This window comes from Sedimenticola selenatireducens DSM 17993 (genome assembly GCF_000428045.1).
GTDB lineage: Bacteria > Pseudomonadota > Gammaproteobacteria > Chromatiales > Chromatiaceae > Sedimenticola > Sedimenticola selenatireducens.
In genome coordinates this window covers 22553-41779 of record NZ_ATZE01000030.1, presented here as the reverse complement: position 1 = coordinate 41779, position 19227 = coordinate 22553, and the positions used below count along the sequence as shown (strand labels likewise).

Annotated in this window: 18 protein-coding genes; 7 read left to right on the top strand and 11 right to left on the bottom strand. The window is 58.9% G+C overall.

The features are described 5' to 3' along the window. The 4 genes from A3GO_RS25865 to dgcN all read right to left on the bottom strand — a co-directional run. Positions 1-169, bottom strand: a 169-nt coding sequence (locus A3GO_RS25865; RefSeq protein WP_211245085.1) for a transposase, incomplete at its 3' end; no start/stop codon positions are given. A 330-nt stretch (positions 170-499) separates the two neighbouring features. Further along, positions 500-1357, bottom strand: a complete 858-nt coding sequence (locus tag A3GO_RS0117715) for a D-amino-acid transaminase (RefSeq protein WP_029134539.1) — start codon at positions 1355-1357, stop codon at positions 500-502. A gap of 39 nt (positions 1358-1396) precedes the next feature. Then, positions 1397-2377, bottom strand: a complete 981-nt coding sequence (dgcA, locus tag A3GO_RS0117710) for an N-acetyl-D-Glu racemase DgcA (RefSeq protein ID WP_029134538.1) — start codon at positions 2375-2377, stop codon at positions 1397-1399. After that, the gene (gene dgcN, locus A3GO_RS0117705; RefSeq protein ID WP_029134537.1) at positions 2371-3375 is read right to left on the bottom strand and encodes an N-acetyltransferase DgcN; all 1005 of its coding nucleotides are present in this window, start codon (positions 3373-3375) and stop codon (positions 2371-2373) included. Before dgcN ends, dgcA begins: the two co-directional genes overlap by 7 nt. 257 nt (positions 3376-3632) lie before the next feature. Between dgcN and A3GO_RS0117700 the strand changes: the two genes are divergently transcribed. Together A3GO_RS0117700 and A3GO_RS0117695 are read left to right on the top strand one after the other, a co-directional pair. Next, positions 3633-4970, top strand: a complete 1338-nt coding sequence (locus tag A3GO_RS0117700; RefSeq protein ID WP_157606863.1) for a multidrug effflux MFS transporter — start codon at positions 3633-3635, stop codon at positions 4968-4970. A gap of 125 nt (positions 4971-5095) precedes the next feature. Further along, positions 5096-6514: a protein adenylyltransferase SelO gene (locus tag A3GO_RS0117695; protein ID WP_029134535.1), complete on the top strand. Its 1419-nt coding sequence runs from the start codon at positions 5096-5098 to the stop codon at positions 6512-6514. A gap of 407 nt (positions 6515-6921) precedes the next feature. Here A3GO_RS0117695 and A3GO_RS0117690 read toward each other — a convergent pair whose 3' ends face one another. Further along, entirely contained in the window at positions 6922-8118 is a 1197-nt protein-coding gene (locus A3GO_RS0117690; protein WP_029134534.1) for a methionine gamma-lyase, read from the bottom strand. A 202-nt stretch (positions 8119-8320) separates the two neighbouring features. On the opposite strand from A3GO_RS0117690, the gene A3GO_RS0117685 reads away from it, so the two are divergent. Further along, entirely contained in the window at positions 8321-8797 is a 477-nt protein-coding gene (locus A3GO_RS0117685) for an Lrp/AsnC family transcriptional regulator (RefSeq protein WP_029134533.1), read from the top strand. A gap of 216 nt (positions 8798-9013) precedes the next feature. Next, positions 9014-9274 carry a hypothetical protein gene (locus A3GO_RS0117680; protein ID WP_157606862.1) on the top strand — a complete coding sequence of 87 codons (261 nt, stop codon included), beginning with the start codon at positions 9014-9016 and terminating at the stop codon, positions 9272-9274. Between the two features lie 105 nt (positions 9275-9379). Here A3GO_RS0117680 and A3GO_RS0117675 read toward each other — a convergent pair whose 3' ends face one another. From A3GO_RS0117675 to A3GO_RS0117660, 4 genes are all read right to left on the bottom strand, one after another. Continuing rightward, positions 9380-11257 carry an AsmA family protein gene (locus A3GO_RS0117675; protein ID WP_029134531.1) on the bottom strand — a complete coding sequence of 626 codons (1878 nt, stop codon included), beginning with the start codon at positions 11255-11257 and terminating at the stop codon, positions 9380-9382. A gap of 356 nt (positions 11258-11613) precedes the next feature. After that, positions 11614-11871, bottom strand: a complete 258-nt coding sequence (locus tag A3GO_RS0117670) for a hypothetical protein (protein ID WP_157606861.1) — start codon at positions 11869-11871, stop codon at positions 11614-11616. Beyond that, positions 11840-12316 (bottom strand): HipA N-terminal domain-containing protein, encoded by a 477-nt coding sequence (locus A3GO_RS0117665; RefSeq protein ID WP_245621777.1) that lies wholly within the window; start codon positions 12314-12316, stop codon positions 11840-11842. The genes A3GO_RS0117670 and A3GO_RS0117665 overlap by 32 nt, the downstream gene beginning before the upstream one ends. Continuing rightward, positions 12313-12570 carry a helix-turn-helix domain-containing protein gene (locus A3GO_RS0117660; RefSeq protein ID WP_029134528.1) on the bottom strand — a complete coding sequence of 86 codons (258 nt, stop codon included), beginning with the start codon at positions 12568-12570 and terminating at the stop codon, positions 12313-12315. The genes A3GO_RS0117665 and A3GO_RS0117660 overlap by 4 nt, the downstream gene beginning before the upstream one ends. An 83-nt stretch (positions 12571-12653) precedes the next feature. On the opposite strand from A3GO_RS0117660, the gene A3GO_RS25860 reads away from it, so the two are divergent. The 3 genes from A3GO_RS25860 to A3GO_RS24410 all read left to right on the top strand — a co-directional run bounded on the left by A3GO_RS25860 (position 12654) and on the right by A3GO_RS24410 (position 15463). Next, a complete protein-coding gene (locus A3GO_RS25860) occupies positions 12654-13124 on the top strand; it encodes a plasmid pRiA4b ORF-3 family protein (protein ID WP_169720423.1) in 471 nt (156 codons plus the stop codon). Between the two features lie 388 nt (positions 13125-13512). Then, entirely contained in the window at positions 13513-14595 is a 1083-nt protein-coding gene (locus tag A3GO_RS24415) for a type IV toxin-antitoxin system AbiEi family antitoxin (protein WP_051302578.1), read from the top strand. After that, positions 14558-15463, top strand: coding sequence for a nucleotidyl transferase AbiEii/AbiGii toxin family protein (locus A3GO_RS24410; protein ID WP_051302576.1), 906 nt, complete (start codon positions 14558-14560; stop codon positions 15461-15463). The genes A3GO_RS24415 and A3GO_RS24410 overlap by 38 nt, the downstream gene beginning before the upstream one ends. Here the strand turns inward: A3GO_RS24410 and A3GO_RS0117640 are convergent. Both A3GO_RS0117640 and A3GO_RS0117635 read right to left on the bottom strand, forming a co-directional pair. Then, positions 15430-17922 carry a S8 family peptidase gene (locus tag A3GO_RS0117640; RefSeq protein WP_029134527.1) on the bottom strand — a complete coding sequence of 831 codons (2493 nt, stop codon included), beginning with the start codon at positions 17920-17922 and terminating at the stop codon, positions 15430-15432. The two genes, A3GO_RS24410 and A3GO_RS0117640, sit on opposite strands and share 34 nt — an antisense overlap. A 3-nt stretch (positions 17923-17925) precedes the next feature. Next, the gene (locus A3GO_RS0117635; protein WP_029134526.1) at positions 17926-18915 is read right to left on the bottom strand and encodes an AAA family ATPase; all 990 of its coding nucleotides are present in this window, start codon (positions 18913-18915) and stop codon (positions 17926-17928) included. Positions 18916-19227: the final 312 nt, after the last annotated feature.

Sequence of the window (19227 nt, the reverse complement as noted above, 5' to 3'; positions counted from 1 at the left end):
TATGACCTTCTTCGATCAGACTCTCCTTTTGCTTTGCCAATCGATGAAATACTTCACCAAGCTCTTTGCGTATTTGGCCAAAAAGCACTTTCCTACGATATTTCGGGATGAACACGATATGGTACTTACACTCCCACCTCGTGTGACTTAAACTTTCTACTCGTCTCATGGTTTCTCCTTTGCGTGTTGCTTGGCGGCTCACGCTTTGGAGTTACTATGAGACTCCCGTTACTGTCAAACTGCTAATGCCTCCCCAGCAAAGCTGGGGGGTCTCTTATATTTGTCTAGAGGGGATCAGTTAACTTCTCTTCACCGTGGTTATCGATAGTGACCGTCCAGAAAATCGGGTGCAACCGCGATTGAATAATTTGCCGTTATCAATTGCCGTTCAAGCGGCTGGCGCAAGCCGGACCGGCCGGCCCATTCGATAACAGGAAAGGCCGTATCTGTCGCCGTACTATTCCGACAGTGGCGATCACAGGCGGGGAACCACATCGTCCTAAGGTTCGATCTCCTGCAGCGCGGTACGGATGTAGAGTTCCCTTAGGCGCCGGGTGACGGGACCGGGCCGGCCGTCGCCCACCGGTTGGCCGTCGATACTCACCACCGGCATCACGAAGGTGGTGGCGGAGGTGATAAAAGCCTCGGCCGCATCCGTCGCCTCCTGAACGGTGAAGGCTCGCTCCTCGATTTTCAGGTCGCTGGTCCGGGCCAGCTCCAGCACCGCCTTGCGGGTAATTCCGGCGAGGATCTCGTTGCCCAGTTGGCGGGTCACCAGGGTGCCGTTACGGGTCACAATATAGGCGTTGTTGGAACTCCCTTCGGTCACCTGGCCGTATTCCACCAGCCAGGCGTCATCGGCACCCGCCCGCTTGGCGATCATCTTCGCCATGCTCGGCGCCAGCAGTCCGACGGTCTTGATGTCGCGCCGCTTCCAGCGGATATCTCTGGTGGTGATCACACTGATGCCACGCTCCGCCTGCGGACTCTGCAGCAGATTTTTCACCTGGGTGAACATCACCAGGGAGGGCCTGACCCCCTCGGGGTAAGCGAAATCCCGGTCAGCGGCACCCCGGGTCACCTGCAGGTAGACCAACCCCTCCTGCACGCCGTTGCGCTCGATCAGGCTATTCTGGATGGCCTCGATCCCGGCATCGCTCGCCGGGGCATCCATCTCCAGCTCCGACAGCGAACGGTGCAGACGAGCCAGGTGGCCGGCATTGTCCACCAGCCGGCCCTGCAGTACCGATGTAACCTCGTAGACTCCGTCGGCAAACAGGAAGCCACGATCAAACACTGATATTTTGGCCTCCTCTTCCGGCAGGTACTCTCCATTGACATAGACGATTCGGCTCATTGCTTCTCCTCTAAATTGATAAAATTAAAATGTCACTGTCTAGCCCCACAGGGCCGGCTCGGGCGAATGGATCATACCCCGGTCGAAACGGAGTCCGTTCGGACGGTCCCGCTCCAGCAACAGCGGTCCATCCAGGTCCACCACCGCCACCCCCTGGGCCACCAGCAGGGCCGGCGCCATGGCCAGGGAGGTGGCAAGCATGCAACCGACCATGATCCGCAACCCCACCGCCTCGGCGGCCTGGCGCAGCGCCAGCGCCTCGGTCAGACCCCCGCTCTTGTCCAGTTTGATGTTGACCATGTCGTAGCGGCCCACCAGCGTCGCCAGCGACGCCCGGTCGTGGCACGACTCGTCGGCACAGACCGGGACGGGACGGGCCATCTGGGCCAGCACCCCGTCTGCGCCCGCCGGCAGGGGTTGTTCTATCATCTCTACGCCAAGGCGCTGCAACTCCGGGACAAAAGCCTGGTAGAGATCCGCTGTCCAGCCCTCATTGGCATCCACGATCAGGCGCGCATCGGGTGCGCCGGAACGGACCGCCGCGACCCGCTCCAGGTCACCCTCGCCGGACAGCTTCAGTTTCAGCAACGGCCGCCGGGCATTCGCCAACGCCGCCTGCTGCATCTTCTCCGGGCTATCCAGCGAAAGTGTGTAGGCCGTCACCTGGGGAGCCATCTCCGCTATACCGGCCAGTATCCAGGCACGCCGGCCGGCCTGCTTCGCCTCCAGGTCCCAGAATGCGCAATCCAGGGCATTGCGCGCGGCGCCGGGAGGCAGGACCTTTTGCAGCTCCACCCGGCCCAGGCCATTTGTCAGGTCACCCTGCAATCCCCCGATCTGCTCCATCACACTATCGCAGCTCTCGCCGTAGCGGGCGTAGGGGACGCACTCGCCCCGCCCCCGGTGCTCACCCGAACGCAACTCCACCGTCACCACCTCGGCCCGTATTTTGCTGCCACGGGAGATCCTGAAGCTGCCGCGTATCGGCCAGGACTCCCGCTTGACGTCGAGGCTTACCACCGTGCCAACTCGTCCACGATCCGCTCCACCCCCTGGCTCATCGGATCTACCGTGATCAGGCCATAGCGGGCCTCGGTCTCCTCCAGGTAGGCCTTCGCTCGTTTCGGTGACAATTTGGAACTGTTCACCGCAATAGCCACGAAACGGACATCCGGATTGGTCAGGCGGGCAGTTCTCAGGTTCGCCTCCATGCACTCGCCCAGTTCCGGCAGCGGAAAGTCGGGCAGGCCGCGCATGTGGGTGCGGGTCGGCTCGTGGCAGAGCACCAGGGCATCCGGCTGGGCGCCGTGAATCAGGCCGGTGGTGACACCGGCATAGGAGGCGTGGAACAGGGAACCCTGTCCCTCGATAATATCCCAGTGATCGGGATCGTTTTCCGGTGCCAGGGTCTCCACCGCTCCGGAGATGAAGTCCGCCACCACCGCATCCACCGGCACACCGGCGCCGGCCACCAGGATCCCGGTCTGACCCGTGGCGCGGAAATCGGCATTCATGCCGCGCTGGCGCATCGCCCTCTCGATCGCCAGGGCGGTGTACATCTTGCCACAGGAGCAGTCGGTGCCCACCGGCAGCAGCCGCTTGCCACTGCGCCGCACCCCGGTCGCTACCGGAAACTGCACCCTGGGATGGCGCACATCGAACAGGGTGCGTCCCAACCGGGCCGCCTTCTCCGCCAGGGCCGGGATTTCGGTCAGCCGGTTGTGCAGGCCGGCCGCGATATCCATACCCAGATCCAGGGCATCCAGCATCACCTCGACCCAGGCCTCGGAGATCACACCGCCCCGGTTGGCGACGCCGATCACCAGGGTCCTGGCGCCGGCCCGGGCAGCCGCCTCCAGGGAGAGGTCGGCAAGGCCGAGATCAGCCTGGCAGCCCGCCATCCGGTACTGCCCGATCGCCTGCTCCGGCCGCCAGTCACAAATACCCTGGGCCACCTTGGCCGCCAGTGCATCCGGCGCATCGCCCAGGAACAGCAGATAAGGGGTCTGAATATGCATGATTAAAGTCTCACCCGGTGCTGACAGCCGGAACCGCTCGTTCCAAACCTCTGCCCATCCTGTCCAAAGACCCGGCCGAACCGGGCCCGCCCGATTGCGTATGCCACACTCTGCGTTATAGCCTACTTTTGCCGTTCCGTACTGGCGCGGCACGCAAGCCAAGGATCACTGGCATTATTCTCCAGATGAATTGCAAGTTGTAACGAAATCACCTGCTCTTTATCAGCCGCAGTAAGACACCGCTGATAAGCGCTATCGTGTATGCTACCGGACCGGGGAGCCTCATTGGTTACGCTCGATATCCCCGGAGAAAATACCGGTATCGTCAAGCTACGCTGACGACCTGCCTTTCGACCATCGACACCCGGGTATCCATGAGCCACGCTTTGCCGCCCCATCGTTTTTTGATTCCCAACCTGCTCGGCCAGATGGCCTTCGGGCTGATTGCGATGACCCTCAGCATCCCCTCGATGCAGGAGTGGGGTGCCATCTTTGGTGAAGACCAGCCCACGGTGCAGATGACACTCAGCGCTTACCTGCTGCTGTACGGCACCGCACAGCTGATCTACGGCCCCCTGTCCGACCGCTATGGGCGCAAGCGCCTGCTGATGCTGGGACTGATTCTGGCTGGCGTCGGTTCCGCACTCGCCGCACTGGCGCCCAGCCTGCCGCTGCTGATCGCCGCTCGGGCGCTGCAGGGCGCAGGCTGCGCGGCCGGCATGGTGCTGGGCCGCGCCATGGTGCAGGACTTCTTCGACGGCCCTGAGCGCACCCGCGTAATGGCTTACACCGGCATGGCAATGGGGCTCTGCCCGCCCCTGGGCACCATCATCGGCGGCCAGATCCATGTGAGTGTCGGCTGGCAGGGCAACTTCGTGCTCTCCGCCCTCCTGGCGCTGGTCATGCTGCTGGCGGCCTGGCGCGGCCTGCCGGTGCACAGGAAGCAACCGATCCGGGTCGACAGCCACTGGCTGAGCGAGATGCTCGCCGCCTACAGGCAACTTCTCAGGGCCCCGATTTTCCTTGGCTACATTGGCGTGATCGGCATGAGCACCGCGGTGTTCTACGTCTTCCTGGGTGGCGCTCCGATCGTGCTCGGCAGCTACGGCGTCGGTCCGGACGGGATCGGCTGGTACATCGCGGCTATCCCCCTCGCCTATATCTTCGGCAACTACGCCACCAGCCACCTGATCCACCGGCTCGGTGAACCGCTCACCATGACCATCGGGCAGGGTCTGGCGCTGGCCAGTATCTGGCTGTTGTTGTGGTTGAGCTTCATCGGCATACATACCCCGCTTGCCTTCACCCTGCCCCTGATGCTGCTGGGCATAGGCCACGGGTTTATCATGCCGCCCAGCCTGGCAGGCACGGTCAGTGTGCTTCCCGCGCTGGCCGGCGCCGCTGCCGCGGTGGCGGGCCTGCTGCAGCAGTTGATGGGGGCTATTGGCGGACTGGTGGTGGGACTGGTGCCTCACGAAGGGACAACCAACCTGGGCTGGATGCTGCTCGGCTTTACCCTGCTGGCAATTATCATGCAGCTGCTTCTGCGCCACGCGCAGGTCGCCGGTGCAGTGCACCCCGGGGAGACCGGTTGAGTCTGCGAACACAACCACTGGCTGCCGGACAACTTCTAGGGGTGACGCCGCTATTACCCCTCGATTGAAAAACCCCATGAATTTTGAACGGATATCTGCCGGCCCATTCGTGCGAAACTCCCGGTATGAAACTCAGCAACAGCTATGCCGAACTGCCGGAACATTTCTACGCCCGGATCCGGACCCACCCGGTCCCCAGCCCCCGCCTGCTCGCCTGGAACGGGAGCCTGGCCGCGCACCTCGGGCTGGAGGAGCTGGGCGGGGACAAGGAGCGCCTGGCGGCGATCTTCAGCGGCAGTGAGCCCCTGCCCGGCGGCAGGACCATCGCCATGGCCTATGCCGGGCATCAGTTCGGAAACTTCGTGCCGCGACTGGGCGACGGGCGCGCCGCCTTGCTGGCCGAGGTAATCAGCCCCAGGGATGGCCGTCGCTATGACATCCAGCTCAAGGGTTCCGGGCTAACACCGTTCTCGCGCAACGGCGACGGCAAGTCGCCGCTGGGGCCGGTGATCCGGGAGTACCTGCTGAGCGAGGCGATGCACCGACTGGGGGTTCCGACCACCCGTTCCCTGGCCGCGGTGGCAACCGGCGAGCCGGTGTTTCGTGACTGGTTGGAACCGGGCGGGGTCCTGACCCGGGTGGCCAGCAGCCATATACGGGTCGGCACGTTCGAGTACTTCGCCTCACGGCGTGACGGCGAGGCGCTGCAAACACTGGTCGATTACGCCATCCAGCGCCACTATCCGGATTGCGCGACAGACGAAAATCACGTCAACACCTTCTTCTCCGCAGTGGTCGCCGCCCAGGCGAGGCTGGTCGCGCACTGGATGGCGATCGGGTTCATCCATGGGGTTATGAATACCGACAACTGCGCCATCTCCGGCGAGACCCTGGACTACGGACCCTGCGCCTTCCTCGACACGTTCCATATCGACAAGGTATTCAGCTCCATTGACCATCAGGGTCGCTATGCCTACGGCCGGCAGGCGCACATGGCGCAGTGGAACCTGGCCCGGCTGGCCGAGTGCCTGATGATGATTGAGGGGGAGCGGGAAGACTACGAGGTCCGCCTGAATGAATTCCAGGCCACCTTCGAGGCTCACTACTTCGCGCTGATGGGCCGGAAACTGGGCCTCTCGCAGCCGGACCCAGAGGACCGGGAACTGGTGACCGCCTGGCTGCAGCTGCTGCAGGACAGACGGCTGGACTACACCCGGAGCTTCCGGCAACTGGCGGTGAGGCTGGAGGCCGACGACGCCCTCCTGTTCGACGATTTCGAGACCCGCTGGCTGCAGCAGATCGACCGACAGCCCGGCGGCCGGGAAACGGCAGCCGGTCTGATGGCCGCGGCCAACCCCCTTTTCATACCGCGCAATCACCAGGTGGAGCGGGCCATCCATGCCGCCTATGAGGACGATCTGAGCCTGTTCGATGAGCTGCACCAGGTGCTGTCGGCGCCGTTCGATGCACATCCGGGGCTGGAGAACTATGCCGAACCACCCGCCGAAAACGAGCAGGTTCTGGCGACTTTTTGCGGGACCTGAACAAGGGCGTCGCTTTCCGCAGCGGGGCGCCGTTCCGGGCCGAATGCGCTGTTCCCTGAAGCGGGGGCTTATTGTAGGAGCGGATTTATCCGCGACATTCGCGGCTGAAGCCGCTCCTACAGGTATGGTTGGCCACCGACGCGGGGTTGACCTGCAGGAGACCCATCCCGGTTAGTGGGTCAGGTTAGCCGAAGGCGTAACCCGACAGGTGCGATGGGCACGCTACGCTTTGCCCATCCTACTTGGCCGTAAGAGGCCCGCCCCGGGCCGAATGCACTACTCCGTGAAGCGGGGGCTTATTGTAGGAGCGGATTTATCCGCGACATTCGCGGCTGAAGCCGCTCCTACAGGTATGGTTGACCGCCGACGTGGACTTACCTCCCCTGGCCGATCGGGCTGTATCGGGATCAGACCCTGGCCAGGGCCCGGTCGATATCCCCGAGCAGGTCGTCCAGATCCTCCAGCCCCGCCGACAGCCGCACCAGCCCCTCGCTGATCAGGTGGGCGGCGCGCTCTTCCGGCGTATAGACCGAGTGAGTCATGCTGGCTGGATGCTGAGCCAGGCTCTCTGCATCACCCAGGCTGACCGCGCGGGTGACCAGTTGCAGCGCGTCCATGAATCGGCAACCGGCCTCCAGCCCCCCTTTCAAGTCAAAAGCCACCATGCCGCCCGGCGCGCTCATCTGGCGCTCGGCCAGCTCACGCTGCGGGAACGACACCAGCCCCGGGAAGTGACAAACCTCCACCTTGGGGTGATCCGCGAGGAACTCAGCGATCCCTTGCGCATTCTGGCAATGCCGGTCCATGCGCAGGGCCAGGGTCTTCAGGCCTCGCAGGATGAGGAAGGCGTCCTGGGACGAGAGCACCGCCCCGGTCATGTCCTTAAGGCCGTAGAAGCGCACCTCGTCCAGCGACTCCTTTGGGCCGACAATGGCCCCGGCGATCAGGTCGCCGTGTCCACCCAGGTACTTGGTGGCGGAGTGCACCACGTAGTCCGCGCCCAGCTCCAGCGGGCGCTGCAGGTAAGGGGTGCAGTAGGTGTTGTCGACCACCACTTTCGCATCATGGGATCGGGCAATGGCCGCCACGGCGGCAATATCCACCAGCCGCATGTTGGGATTGGCCGGGGACTCGAAGAAGACCAGCCGGGTCTTCCCGCTGATCGCCCGGGACAGATTGTCCGGTTCGGTCAGATCGACGTGGGTGATCTTGACCCCAAAACGGGCCAGGCCGTGATTGAAATAGGCGTAGGTGCAACCGTACAGCGTCTTGTCCGCGATCACCTCGTCACCCGGCTTGAGCAGGGTCCAAAGCAACGAGGCCGTGGCCCCCATACCCGAGCCCGTTACCAGCGCCGCCTCCCCACCTTCCAGATCGGCGATGCGCTGCTCCAGCAGCGCCGTGGTCGGATTGCCGACCCGGGAGTAGACATACCCGGCCTGTTCACCGGCGAAGCGTGCGCTACCGTCGGCCACGGTCGGAAAGGTATAGGTCGAGCTCATGTAGACCGGCGGATTCAGGGCGCCATCACCCGCGTAGGCATCGTAACCGTGGTGAATCGCCCGGGTGGAGAAGCCCGGCTTGTCATCTGTTGATCTGCTCATAGATCTGCATCACTCCTCAGGTGGCCGCATCGCGGATCGGATCGATGGCGAAGAATCACCGACGGGAATCCCTTACCCATGATCATTCGACCCAACATTCGCTATATCAACCTAATATAATTCGTCAATTACTGATTTAATAAGTATATTTCTCGCTGTATACTTACTTCCATGAAATAGTTTTCGGTAAACAGGGATCAAAATGACACTCGACCGAATCGACATCGAAATAATCAGGCTTTTGCAGAACAATGCTCGGCTCTCCAACAAGCAGATCGCCGCCGAGGTGGGGCTGGCGCCCTCCAGCGTGCACGAGCGGATGAAGCGACTGTGGGAAAACGGGGTGTTGACCGGCACCCATGCGGAAGTGGACCTGACGAGCCTGGGGATCGGGCTGGAGGCGCTGTTCATGATCGAGCTGGCGAAACACGAACGGGGCACCGTCGACCGGTTCATGGATGACATGCTGCAAATTCCCGAGGTGCGCTCTGCCCACCTGATCACCGGCCGCTACGACCTGGTGATCCACGTGGCGGTGCACGACACCCGGCATCTTAAAAACCTCGCCCTGGACCAGTTCACCAACCGCCCCGGCGTCACCCGCATCGAGACATCGATCATCTACGATACCCGGGTAAATCATGAACTGCCGGATCTGCGGAACAGTAGTCCGCAATAATTCTTCCTGCCTGCCCGCTGTTACCGTGCCATGACTGGCCTGATTTCTGCTGCAACTTTATCCAGCCTCGTCGGAAGTCTTGGCGAGGTACGTGCAATCAATGGGTTAGGTGTTTTGCCGGATGTTAAATGATAACAACAGACATCCTACCTTGGTGCATACCATTGAAACTGCACAAAACCAGTGCACTACGAATCAGCAATGGAGGATAAAACCATGCTTACCTTGAAAGACTGCACGGATTTTTGCGACCTGTCAGATGACGAACTCCTGGGCCTGCTGGCAGGTGCCGACATGAGTCCGATTGAAGTCTGTGCCATGGTGCAGCAGTTTGCCGACACCCCGAGCGAATGCAGAAAGATGCTGGGGTTTTTACAGACCTATCTGGAAAAGGTGGAAGGCAAGGGGGATACCAAGCGGGCTCACGAAGTCCACGAAGCGATCCACCACTTTGTCTCTAACCACTCTATGATCTAGCCATCGTTTAGACCGGATGCCCCCTCAGGGGGATTACCCCATACCGACCGGCCTCCCGGCGCCTTCGCCATCCTGATTTTCTGGCAGTTAGCTGCCGGGAGGCTATCAGTTACCGAACACACCCTTCAGCTTGTCCAGCAGACCACCCGATTCGCCGGCCCCTTTTTTCGACGATTTGCTGTCAGCGCCGCCCCCGTTCAGGGCGGTGCGGCAAGGATTCTCATCGGCAGTCGCCTTGTTCCAGAGCCCCTCCAGCAGCAGGGAGGCGCCGCCAGTGGCGATCGCGCCGTAGAGTGTCAGGCCGGCCTTGGCAGTACCCTTGGCATCCAGCCCCAGCTCCGGCTTGCTGAGCGGCCCCTTGAGGCGGGCCGCATTGACCAGGTCACCGGCGGTAATCCCCAGGTCCTTGGTGTCACCCCGGGGCATCGGCTTGAACCCCACGTCCAGCTGCTCGTTTTTCAGATCGATGGTACCGGCGCTGACGATACTCATCTGCCGGGTCAGCATGGCGATCCGCTTGTCGTATTCGGCCACGCCGTTGTTGAAGCGGAGATTGACCACGGCACACTCCATTGATGTATAGGGTTCACTCCCGGCTGCCGGGTTGAGCGCGGCAAACAGCTGGTTCAACAGATCGCCGCCCACCAGATCGAGGTAGCGGTTGTTGATTCTGCCTTCGCCCACGCTGATCAACAGCCGGCCGTTCAGACCACCCATCAGGGCGGCGACGGAATCCCCCCGTGCCTTCAGGTCGATATCGATCGAGGCCGACCCCCGCTGCATCGGTGCCTCCTTGGCGGAACCGCGCAACAGCGTCTCCAACAACACATCCTTTCCTTTCAGCCGCAGCTCCAGCGCGGCAGGACTGCGACTGCCGTTCAACACGGCACTTCCGGTGAGCGGACCACCGCCCGCCAACAGTGTCAGCGGCTGGACGGTGAGGACACCGTCCTCGAGCCGCAGGGTGGCATCCAGATCGTTCAGCGTATAGCGATTAGCCAATACCTGCTTGCTGCTGAAGCGCACATCGGCTGCGAGACCCTGCAGCCCATCCAACGGCAGTGACGCGGTAGAGAAGAGCTTGCGACTGGCGTCCTGTTTATCCGCCTCCGTCTTCTCGCTACGCAGGTCGATCCGCTCGGTGGTCAGGGTCGCCTCCAGAAGGGGTGGTTGTGCGAGCCGGTCGAACATCAGTGTACCGGTGAGTACATCCTCGCCGTGGCTGAGCTGGAGTCGCTCCAGAGTGATACGGGACAGAGCATCAGCAACTTTGCCCTCCCCCTGCCACTGCACCTTCCGCCCAGCAAGCGCGAGCTGCAGATCGAACCGCAGATCACCCCCGGAGACGATCGCCGCCAGACTCTCCAGTTCACCCTCCACGACCACAGGCTCGCCGTTGTAAACGCCCTCAAAGGCCAGGGCCAGTGGAGCACCCAGGCTGTCGGCCGAGGCTTGCAGCCGGTCGATGGAGACCTCCACGGCATCACCCGCTGCCGGGAGAAAACGGATTCGTGCATCCTCGATCAGTAAATCCTTAACCTCCGGAAGGGCGACGCCAGCGGATTGTGCGGCCTCACCGGGATCACTTTTCGTGAACTGCCAGTTGGCCTCCCCCTCGGCGCTGCTCTCAAGGAGGATATCGGCCTGCCGCACGATCAGCCGGGTTACCCGGACATCCCCGGTCAGCAACGGCAGCAACTCCACCTGCATCGACAACTGGCCGATAGAAGCCATCTGCTCCGTCGAACTCCAGGGCGCATTGGCGAGCGACGCCCCATTGACCTCGATACTGGGGCGGAGCGAGATCGACAGCTCCAGCTCCCCGTCGATGGTCATTTTGCGGCCGGTCAGCGCCTCCACCTGCGCCATCACCTGGGGCTTGTACTGGTTAAAGTCGAGCGACATCAGGATGCCGATCAGGGTCAACGGGATCAGAAGCAGCAGGATGATCAGGATGCGGAGGATGATTTTCTTGGTATTCATGGGTGGTTCAGATTACCTGGGATGGTGTTTAGTACGCATAGGGCGGATAAGCTTGCGCATCCACCGCCACCGGATCATATTGAAAGCGCCGATGCCGTTCTCGGCACGCAGGGTAATGGAAGAACCGGGAACGACGCAATCCATACTTACTCGCTGTAATCAACGTCAATAAGGCACTCATGGGCACGCTGCACCCGTGGGCTCTGACAGGGAATAAGGTTAGCGCATGACATCCACGATGTGCATATTACCGTATCTCAGACAGCAAACTTTAAGCCGCCCACACCTCCCAACAGGTTCCAATCCAATCGTCCCGGCAACGCCTGACGAAGCCTCTGGTCCGGAGCTTAAGCCCATCATGCGACCGAACGGTCACGCACGCTTCGCATACCATCGAAAACCGGACCGACAATGTGATCCGGAAAATCCCCCGGTATCAGGCCCGATACCCGCCCGATAACCTCATCCACCGAATCCATCATCTCGACAAACAGCTGTTGTGCCGTCTTTTCATTGAAGCCTACCCGCCTGGCTGTAATGCTGAAGTGCCGCGGCTGGATATTTGCCCAACGATAGTGGCGGTTACGCCCGCTCAACGGAGATTCGAGAGTCATCGCCATTCTCTGCATTCATACCCAGGGGTGCGTTTCGGTAGTTGTTCAGCAACCGCACAAATTGCCCATCGGTCGGCGGCGCCCCCTTGATGCAACGCACATCGGGTGGGGACTCATCGCTCGGAATGATTTGCAACGCGCCCACACGACCCATTCCAATCGCCGCCAACATATCGAACGGGAGTGAAGTCACCGCCTCGAATCGTGCCTGGATCCGTTCACGGATTAGCGGATTGTCCGGCAGCAGGTTGTCAAAATAGTTGAAGACAACCTCACCGATGTAGGGTTGCCGGCTCAAGCGCATCGAGAGTGAAACCGGGCGCGCCCCTTTGGTCTCCAGCCAGTTTAAGCTGTAGGTAAAGGCCAGTGCCCCGGTGGCACTCTTGGTGAGTTCACCAACCTGGATGCCGTTCATCCAGACACCCAGCGACCGGGTCTTGCTCACCACGGCTCACTCCACTGATCCTTATCCCCTTCGACATCAGATTCACCTTTCGGCACGAGATGCACCTCGAGGTCCAATGCGGAAAGGAGTCGAAACAGGGTTTCCAGGCGCACGTTATCGGGCCGGGTTTCAAACTTGGAGACGGTATCCTGGCGAACCACACCCTCCTCCGCTACTTCGGTTTGGGACAGGCCACGCGCCTTACGCTGGTCCCGGTAGTATGCCGCCAGGTCTTTCGGGGAATGAAACAGCATGATGGGCTTCTCCGTGCCGGAAGTCTCGACGCCGTTTTACACGCGATTGCAGGTATTAGAAAATATATACGCTTTCGCGTGTATTGACAGGCATCAGCAGGTTCTCCCCATCACACCAGACTCTGCAGATAGGGCTGCATCACTTTCTTTACACGGCAGATCTCCACATAGCGCATCAGCTCGTCCATGGTGAAATTGCGAGCGGACCACCCATCGCGCAGGGCCTCCAGAGCAACATCCAGACCGTATTGGGGCGAAAAAGACGATTTGAATATCTCTACGACTACGGTGATAGCTGGTGGCAGACAATCACCCTTGAAAACAGGCTGCCATTGACATCGGCATGGCCTGGTGTGGTCTGCATCGGTGGCGAAATGGCATGCCCACCGGAAGATGTGGGTGGCTTGGGTGGTTACTTCGAGTTCCTCAACGCAATGGAAGATCCACAGCATGAAGAACATGAAAGCCTGATGGAGTGGTTGGGTGGAGCTTTTGACCCAAGGGCTTTCGAACTCATCCAAATCAATAAACGGCTTAAGCAAATAAAAACATGACTGACTCGCGGCAATGACCAGCTGACGCCGGAGCAGAAAGAGATCAGAAAGCTGAAGGCCCAGGTGAAACACCTTGAAATGGAGCGGGATATCTTAAAAAAGCCACGGCATTCTTTGCACCACAAACGAAGTAAAGCACTCGTTCATCGCCCGGCATAAGAATGCCTATCCCATCAGCCCGCAATGCCATCCACCTCAACCATCGCGGCGAGGATGCCGCTCCTTGGCATACTGCTTTCGGGGCACCAAGAGCTCAAGAAAACAATTGTTCATTTTATATCCATGTACATTAATAATGTACACCATTTATTCATGAACGATACTTACTACTTCAGGGACTATTGTTCATTATTGATTAGCGTTCATTATTAATGTACATTCGCCAATTATGTACGATGATACAGATGCGCACCAGACAGAAGAGGCCATACTGAACCGGGCGATCGAGACCGTCGCCCGGGAAACCGGCCTGCGTCTGCGTATCGATAAACTCCGGGGCAAGGCTGGCCTACGGGAGATCGACGCCGTGCTGACGATCAAGGGACGCAAGGAACGCCTTGCCGCTGAAATCAAGCGCTGGGCGCCACAAGCCAATCTGGGTGCCCTGATCAATCAGGTACAGGCGCTACCCATGAAGGGGTTGCTGGTCGCTGACTATATAAACCCCAACATGGCTGAGAAATTGCGCGAGCAACATGTTCAATTCATAGACACCGTAGGAAACGCCTACTTGGACATACCCCCTGTCTACATCCTGGTAACAGGGAGACGTCAGCCAAAGCGGAAGGAGAAAACCAAAGAGGATACCAACCGCGCCTTTGACCGAACCGGACTCAAGGTCGTATTCGCGTTTCTTTGTCGCCCGGAACTGGTTGCGGCACCCTACCGGGAAATTGCGGATGTTGCGGGAGTCGCCCTGGGAACGGCGGGTGGTGTTATCAGCGGACTCAAAGCCGCAGGCTTTATTTTTGAGTATGGAAAAGACAAACGCCGGGAACTCGTCGATTACAAACGGCTACTCAACCGGTGGGTAGAGACCTATCCGGAGAAACTCCGCCCGAAAGCACATATCGGCGACTTCCACGCTGAAGATCCTTACTGGTGGCAGGACTTCGACGTTCAGGAGTTTCACGGCTACTGGGGCGGGGAAGTTGCTGCAGCACACTACACACATTATTTAAAACCAGCAGTCGTCACTCTCTATTTGCCAATAGAGGCCAAGAGCAAGTTTTTGGCTCGAACCCGCCTGCGAGCCGCACAAGCGGCGGTGTTTGAGGAAACCGGCACCGTCAGGCTGTACCAGACGTTTTGGCAAGATACGGCATTGCCCTTTTTGGATCCTGCCAAACCGGGCCTAGTGCCGCCGGTACTGGCCTATGCCGATCTGATTGCGACAGCCGACCCAAGAAACCTGGAAGCAGCGGGGATGATCTATGACGAGTACATCGCTCGACATATCCGACAAGGTTGATCCCGGCACCCTCACTGTTCTGCAGGTGGTGGCGAATGCCGCCAGAAGACTGGGCATCCCGTTTTTCGTGATCGGCGCTACCGCCCGGGATCTGGTACTCCATCTTTACTATGGTGCCCCGGTCAGTCGGGCCACCCAGGATCTCGACTTTGCTATACAGATACCTGACTGGTCGGCATTTGAAGCTTTGAAAAACCGACTTCTGGAATTGGGGTTTTATGAAACCAAGACGGTGCACCGCCTCAGCACGAGTTGGGGAGGCTGGGTCGACCTGGTTCCATTTGGTCCATTATCCAGCAACGGTAAAGCCGTCGCCTGGCCGCCAAAAGGCGATGTTGTTATGAATATCCTCGGCTTCACCGAAGCATATAGCCATACCCTACAGGTTAGGATCAACGACTCCCCGAATACTGATATTGTAGTCGCGTCACCCGTCGGGCTGGCGCTTCTAAAATTGATTTCCTGGACTGAACGAGAACATGAGAAACGCCCGAACGATGCAAAGGATTTTCTCTATCTCTGCGCCAACTACCAGGAAATCCCGGTAATTCGAGACCGGATGTACGACCAACAAGCCATGATGGAACGATATGATTGGGTGCCTGAATGCGGATCAGCGTATCTGTTGGGAAGAGATGTGCGGCAGATAGTTGGACCGGATACTCATGAACACCTGGAACAGCTGTTTAACGAAGAGATCAGAAACCGGCCACTTAAAGAACTCATTCGTGAAAGCTGCGAAATCGGGGCAACTGCAGCTCAGTACGAAGAACACGGAGTGATGTTCCAGGCATTTCTAGATGGATATCGGCAAATGCCCGTCACCATCAGGTTTCACACTTCAACAGCGGTTGCGATTTCAACCTGATTGAGCACTTCCGTATAGATATCAACTTCAACACCGGGCACGGCAATAGATACCACCAAAGAATAGCGAGCTGCCTTGTCATACCGCTCTAGTTTTGTCCGGGTACGCCACCATCCCATAGCCGGGTATATCGACAATTGTCCGCGTTCCGCCAATTCAACCGCCTTACCCTTCCAGACGTCTTTATGGATCGAACCTTTATGCCTGAACTGTGACCCGAGCAGCCAGTCTGGATCAGCAGGTCCACCGCCTGAGCCTTCTTCCGCTGCCCTGGCTTGGCGATTGATACGCTTGCGGAAATCGTCAACAGATTCCAGCGGGCGTTTCACGTCGAAACGCAGATTGTGACTTTGATAGCTGTACTTGCCACTGACTCCGCGGTTTGAAGGGTTCGGTTCGATGAAGTAGGAGAGCGTCACCGCCATCTCTACTTCGGTTTCCCCAAGTGCCTCCAGCGACTCTCGGGGCCACGGCAGGTCATGCAGATGCATATCACGGGTGACGATTCTTCCATTCCGTTTTTCGAATGGATAGAGTGCATCCTCCACGATAAGCGAGAGCGAATTGTTCAGGCTCCACAACGCCCGATCAATATTGGGGACACCAAAGCCAACGCATCGTACACGATGTTGAGCCTGCGCCCTGGGCGTAGTCCCATGGTTAAACTGATTGACCATCTCATCCGTCCATTCAGCGGAGTGGACCATCAGCGCCCGTACGGTCTCGGGCCAGAGCCCTGGATACTGAGCAAGAACCTCGGCGGCAAAATTCCCCGCCAGCGCGGTTGCCGCGCTGGTAGCATTCATTGGAGTAAATAGTCTTTCGACAGGCTGGTAATGCGTCGTAAGCAGACTAAGACTTGGTAACGAGGCGCAACCGTATTGATCCCGGCCGATATTGCCGCCCTCAAACACCACCTCAGGCTTAATCGGAGCGTGTTTGTTCCATGTCGTGGAAGTTGTACTGTAAGGTGAGAGACCGCCCGGTGGGGCCAAAGGTTTATATGCCTCTGCGGCCTCTCCGATAACCTGATACTTATGGGTATATGCACCAATCGTCAGGGCATTCCATGACTGGCCTGGATCATGGATATCCTGAATCAAATTGTGATTGGGGTAGTCGCTGATTGCGTTGAGATTCTCACCGGCATTCCCCGCGCACACCACAAATAACTTTGGGATCTCGCCTTCACCCAGATAGTCCACTGTCAGGCTATCAACTTCCGATGACCACGCCGAAGGTCTTCCACGATCTCGTCCATCTTTAGATGACAGCGCCATGCTGTAAACACGGGTGCGCTCAGGATTTGCGATGACCGCGGTCGATACGCCATCTGCAGTGACCAGTCCCAAATGTTTCCCCTGGTTATCCCCGGAGTGTCGCAGTACCTTGACCGACTCGATGCGATGATTCACCCTGATTTCGGCACCTGACTCCAGTGCCTCCGTCAGGTCCCGCCAAACGGCCAAGCCCGCCATCCCGGTACCATGACCATCACCATCAGCAACGCCCCAATTCATATCCACTGTCGTCTGGTCGTTTGCATCGATAAACGGGGCAAGCAACGGATGTCCCGAATTGACACCCGTATCCAGCACGCAGACATAGGGCGTATCGTCACCGCCAGGGATTTGAACAAGACGGCCCAATAGCTCTTGAGCCCATTCGTGTTGCTCAGCCATAGGCATCTCATCGAAGAACGCCGCCGTCTCCTTCGCCCGCCTGAGCTCGGAGACGGTATTCAACAACAAACCACTCTGTGAGAGTTGCCCCTTGGTGCCTCTTGCCAAGAGGATGGACCGTTCCGGGAAATGCAGTGCGCGTTCCGACACCGCCATACCGGCACCTCGCGCTAACCGGGTGAAGTCCCGCAAGACGGCATCCCGGTTTTGCCTGATAGGCAACCAGACCTCCCACCAAATGATCGCACCATCACCAGGAAACTGGTCTTGGGCATCCGACCAAAGCGCCTCGACGGCCGCACGGCGGAACGACTGGATGGCATCGATCAGTTTTCGATTGTCTCGCGGCCGACCGGCCTTATCGGTCTGCTCCTCCAGGTAGGCCTGGATCTTGTTTTCAAAGACTGACAATTTTCCCTCCGGCACAAAAACCGTTGCGAAGGTCTTGTCATCCCGATGGACTACATTCAACAGCTCGATCTTTTGGCGCTCGTCTGCGAGACTGGCGACCGCCAGCTCGATGTCGGGGAAGCTTTCAAACTCAATCTGGATACCGATTGCCGACTCCAGATCGAAACCTTCCGCTTCCACGCGGATCGCTTCCTGCTGTCCAACAAGGCTTTGTAGCTGGTTATTGAGATATGTAGCGTGTTGCTGACGGTTCTGAGGAGGGACCGTTTTGCCTCCATCACCGCCAGTAGAGGGGGAGGTGAAAGGCTCTGCTACACCAGTTTGGCCGAGAATAAAGTGGGGTCGCACATCCATGTTATCTGGCATTCATTATCCCTGCTTGTGGACTTGGTGGCTCATCCTCCGGCGATCCTCTATCGCTGACTGGAGATCATCCTGTGTAACTTTTTCATGGCCATGGATGAGCATCTCCTTAATGGCGTCCTGTGCGGCCTGAGTCACCTCCGCAGAACTCAACCCCTCTGCCAGTACCGCCATCTTATCAACCGGCACTGAGTTATCCATGTAGGGTTTAAGACGGTTATTGAACAGGCGTTGGATATCATCCTTGCCGGGCAGGTGGTATTGAATGACATCATCGAATCGACGGAAGAGCGCGTAATCGAGCATCTGCGCATGATTGGTGGCGCAGACAATCACACTATTGGAGTCATCCTGCTCGATCATCTGCAGAAAGCTGTTGAGGATGCGCCGCGCCTCACCCACATCATTGGATGAGGAACGCTGGCTGCCGAGGGCATCAAACTCGTCGAAGAAGTAGACACCGCGCACCTCTCGGATGGCATCGAATATCTGACGCAGCTTGGCGGAGGACTCTCCCATAAACTTGGTGATAACCGCATCCAGCCGAACCTGAAACAGCGGGTATCCAAGCTCCCCGGCCAGCACCGAGGCGGTGAAGGTCTTCCCCGTACCGGGTGCGCCCACTAAAAGAAGCCTGCGCCGAGGTTCGAGACCATGATTCTTCAGCTTGGCCAAGTGGCGCTGTTCACGGATCACACGGATCAGCTGCTCTTCGATGGCCCGGGTGGTGACCAGATCGGCGAGCCTGGCGCTGGGAGTGGTGGCGTAGAGAAGCCCCGACGCATCCTTCACCCCCTTGGCGATGGAGACCGGGACAGATTGCAACTTTTTGCTTTTCCTGGCCTTTTCAACCAGATCGCGGAGTTCAATGGCCAACTTGCCATGACCGATCTTCGCCTCATGGGCCGCCACCTGCAATGCGACAGACAAAAAGCGGTCATCATCCCCGGAGAGATGCGACTTAATAAGAGCTTTTAGCTGTTCTGAGCTCGCCATGACAATAAAATCAATATGTTATCGTGTTTCTAGAGGATTTATTTCTGTCGCTCAGTCTACAACAGATAACTGATCAGGTCTCTGGTTGTCGAAATAGTTGAAGACTCCCCCGCCGGTGCAGGGTTGCCGGTAGAAGCACATCGCGCATGAAACCGGGTACGCGCCTTTTGTTTCCAGCCAGATTAGACTGTAGGTGATGGCCAGTGCTCGGGTCCCAGGGAATGCGGGGGTCTTGGTCGATCCCGGGACAGCACATAGTCGAAACCTCGCCCCGTACACGGGCCAGCATCAGCAGTCGTGCCCTAACCGAGG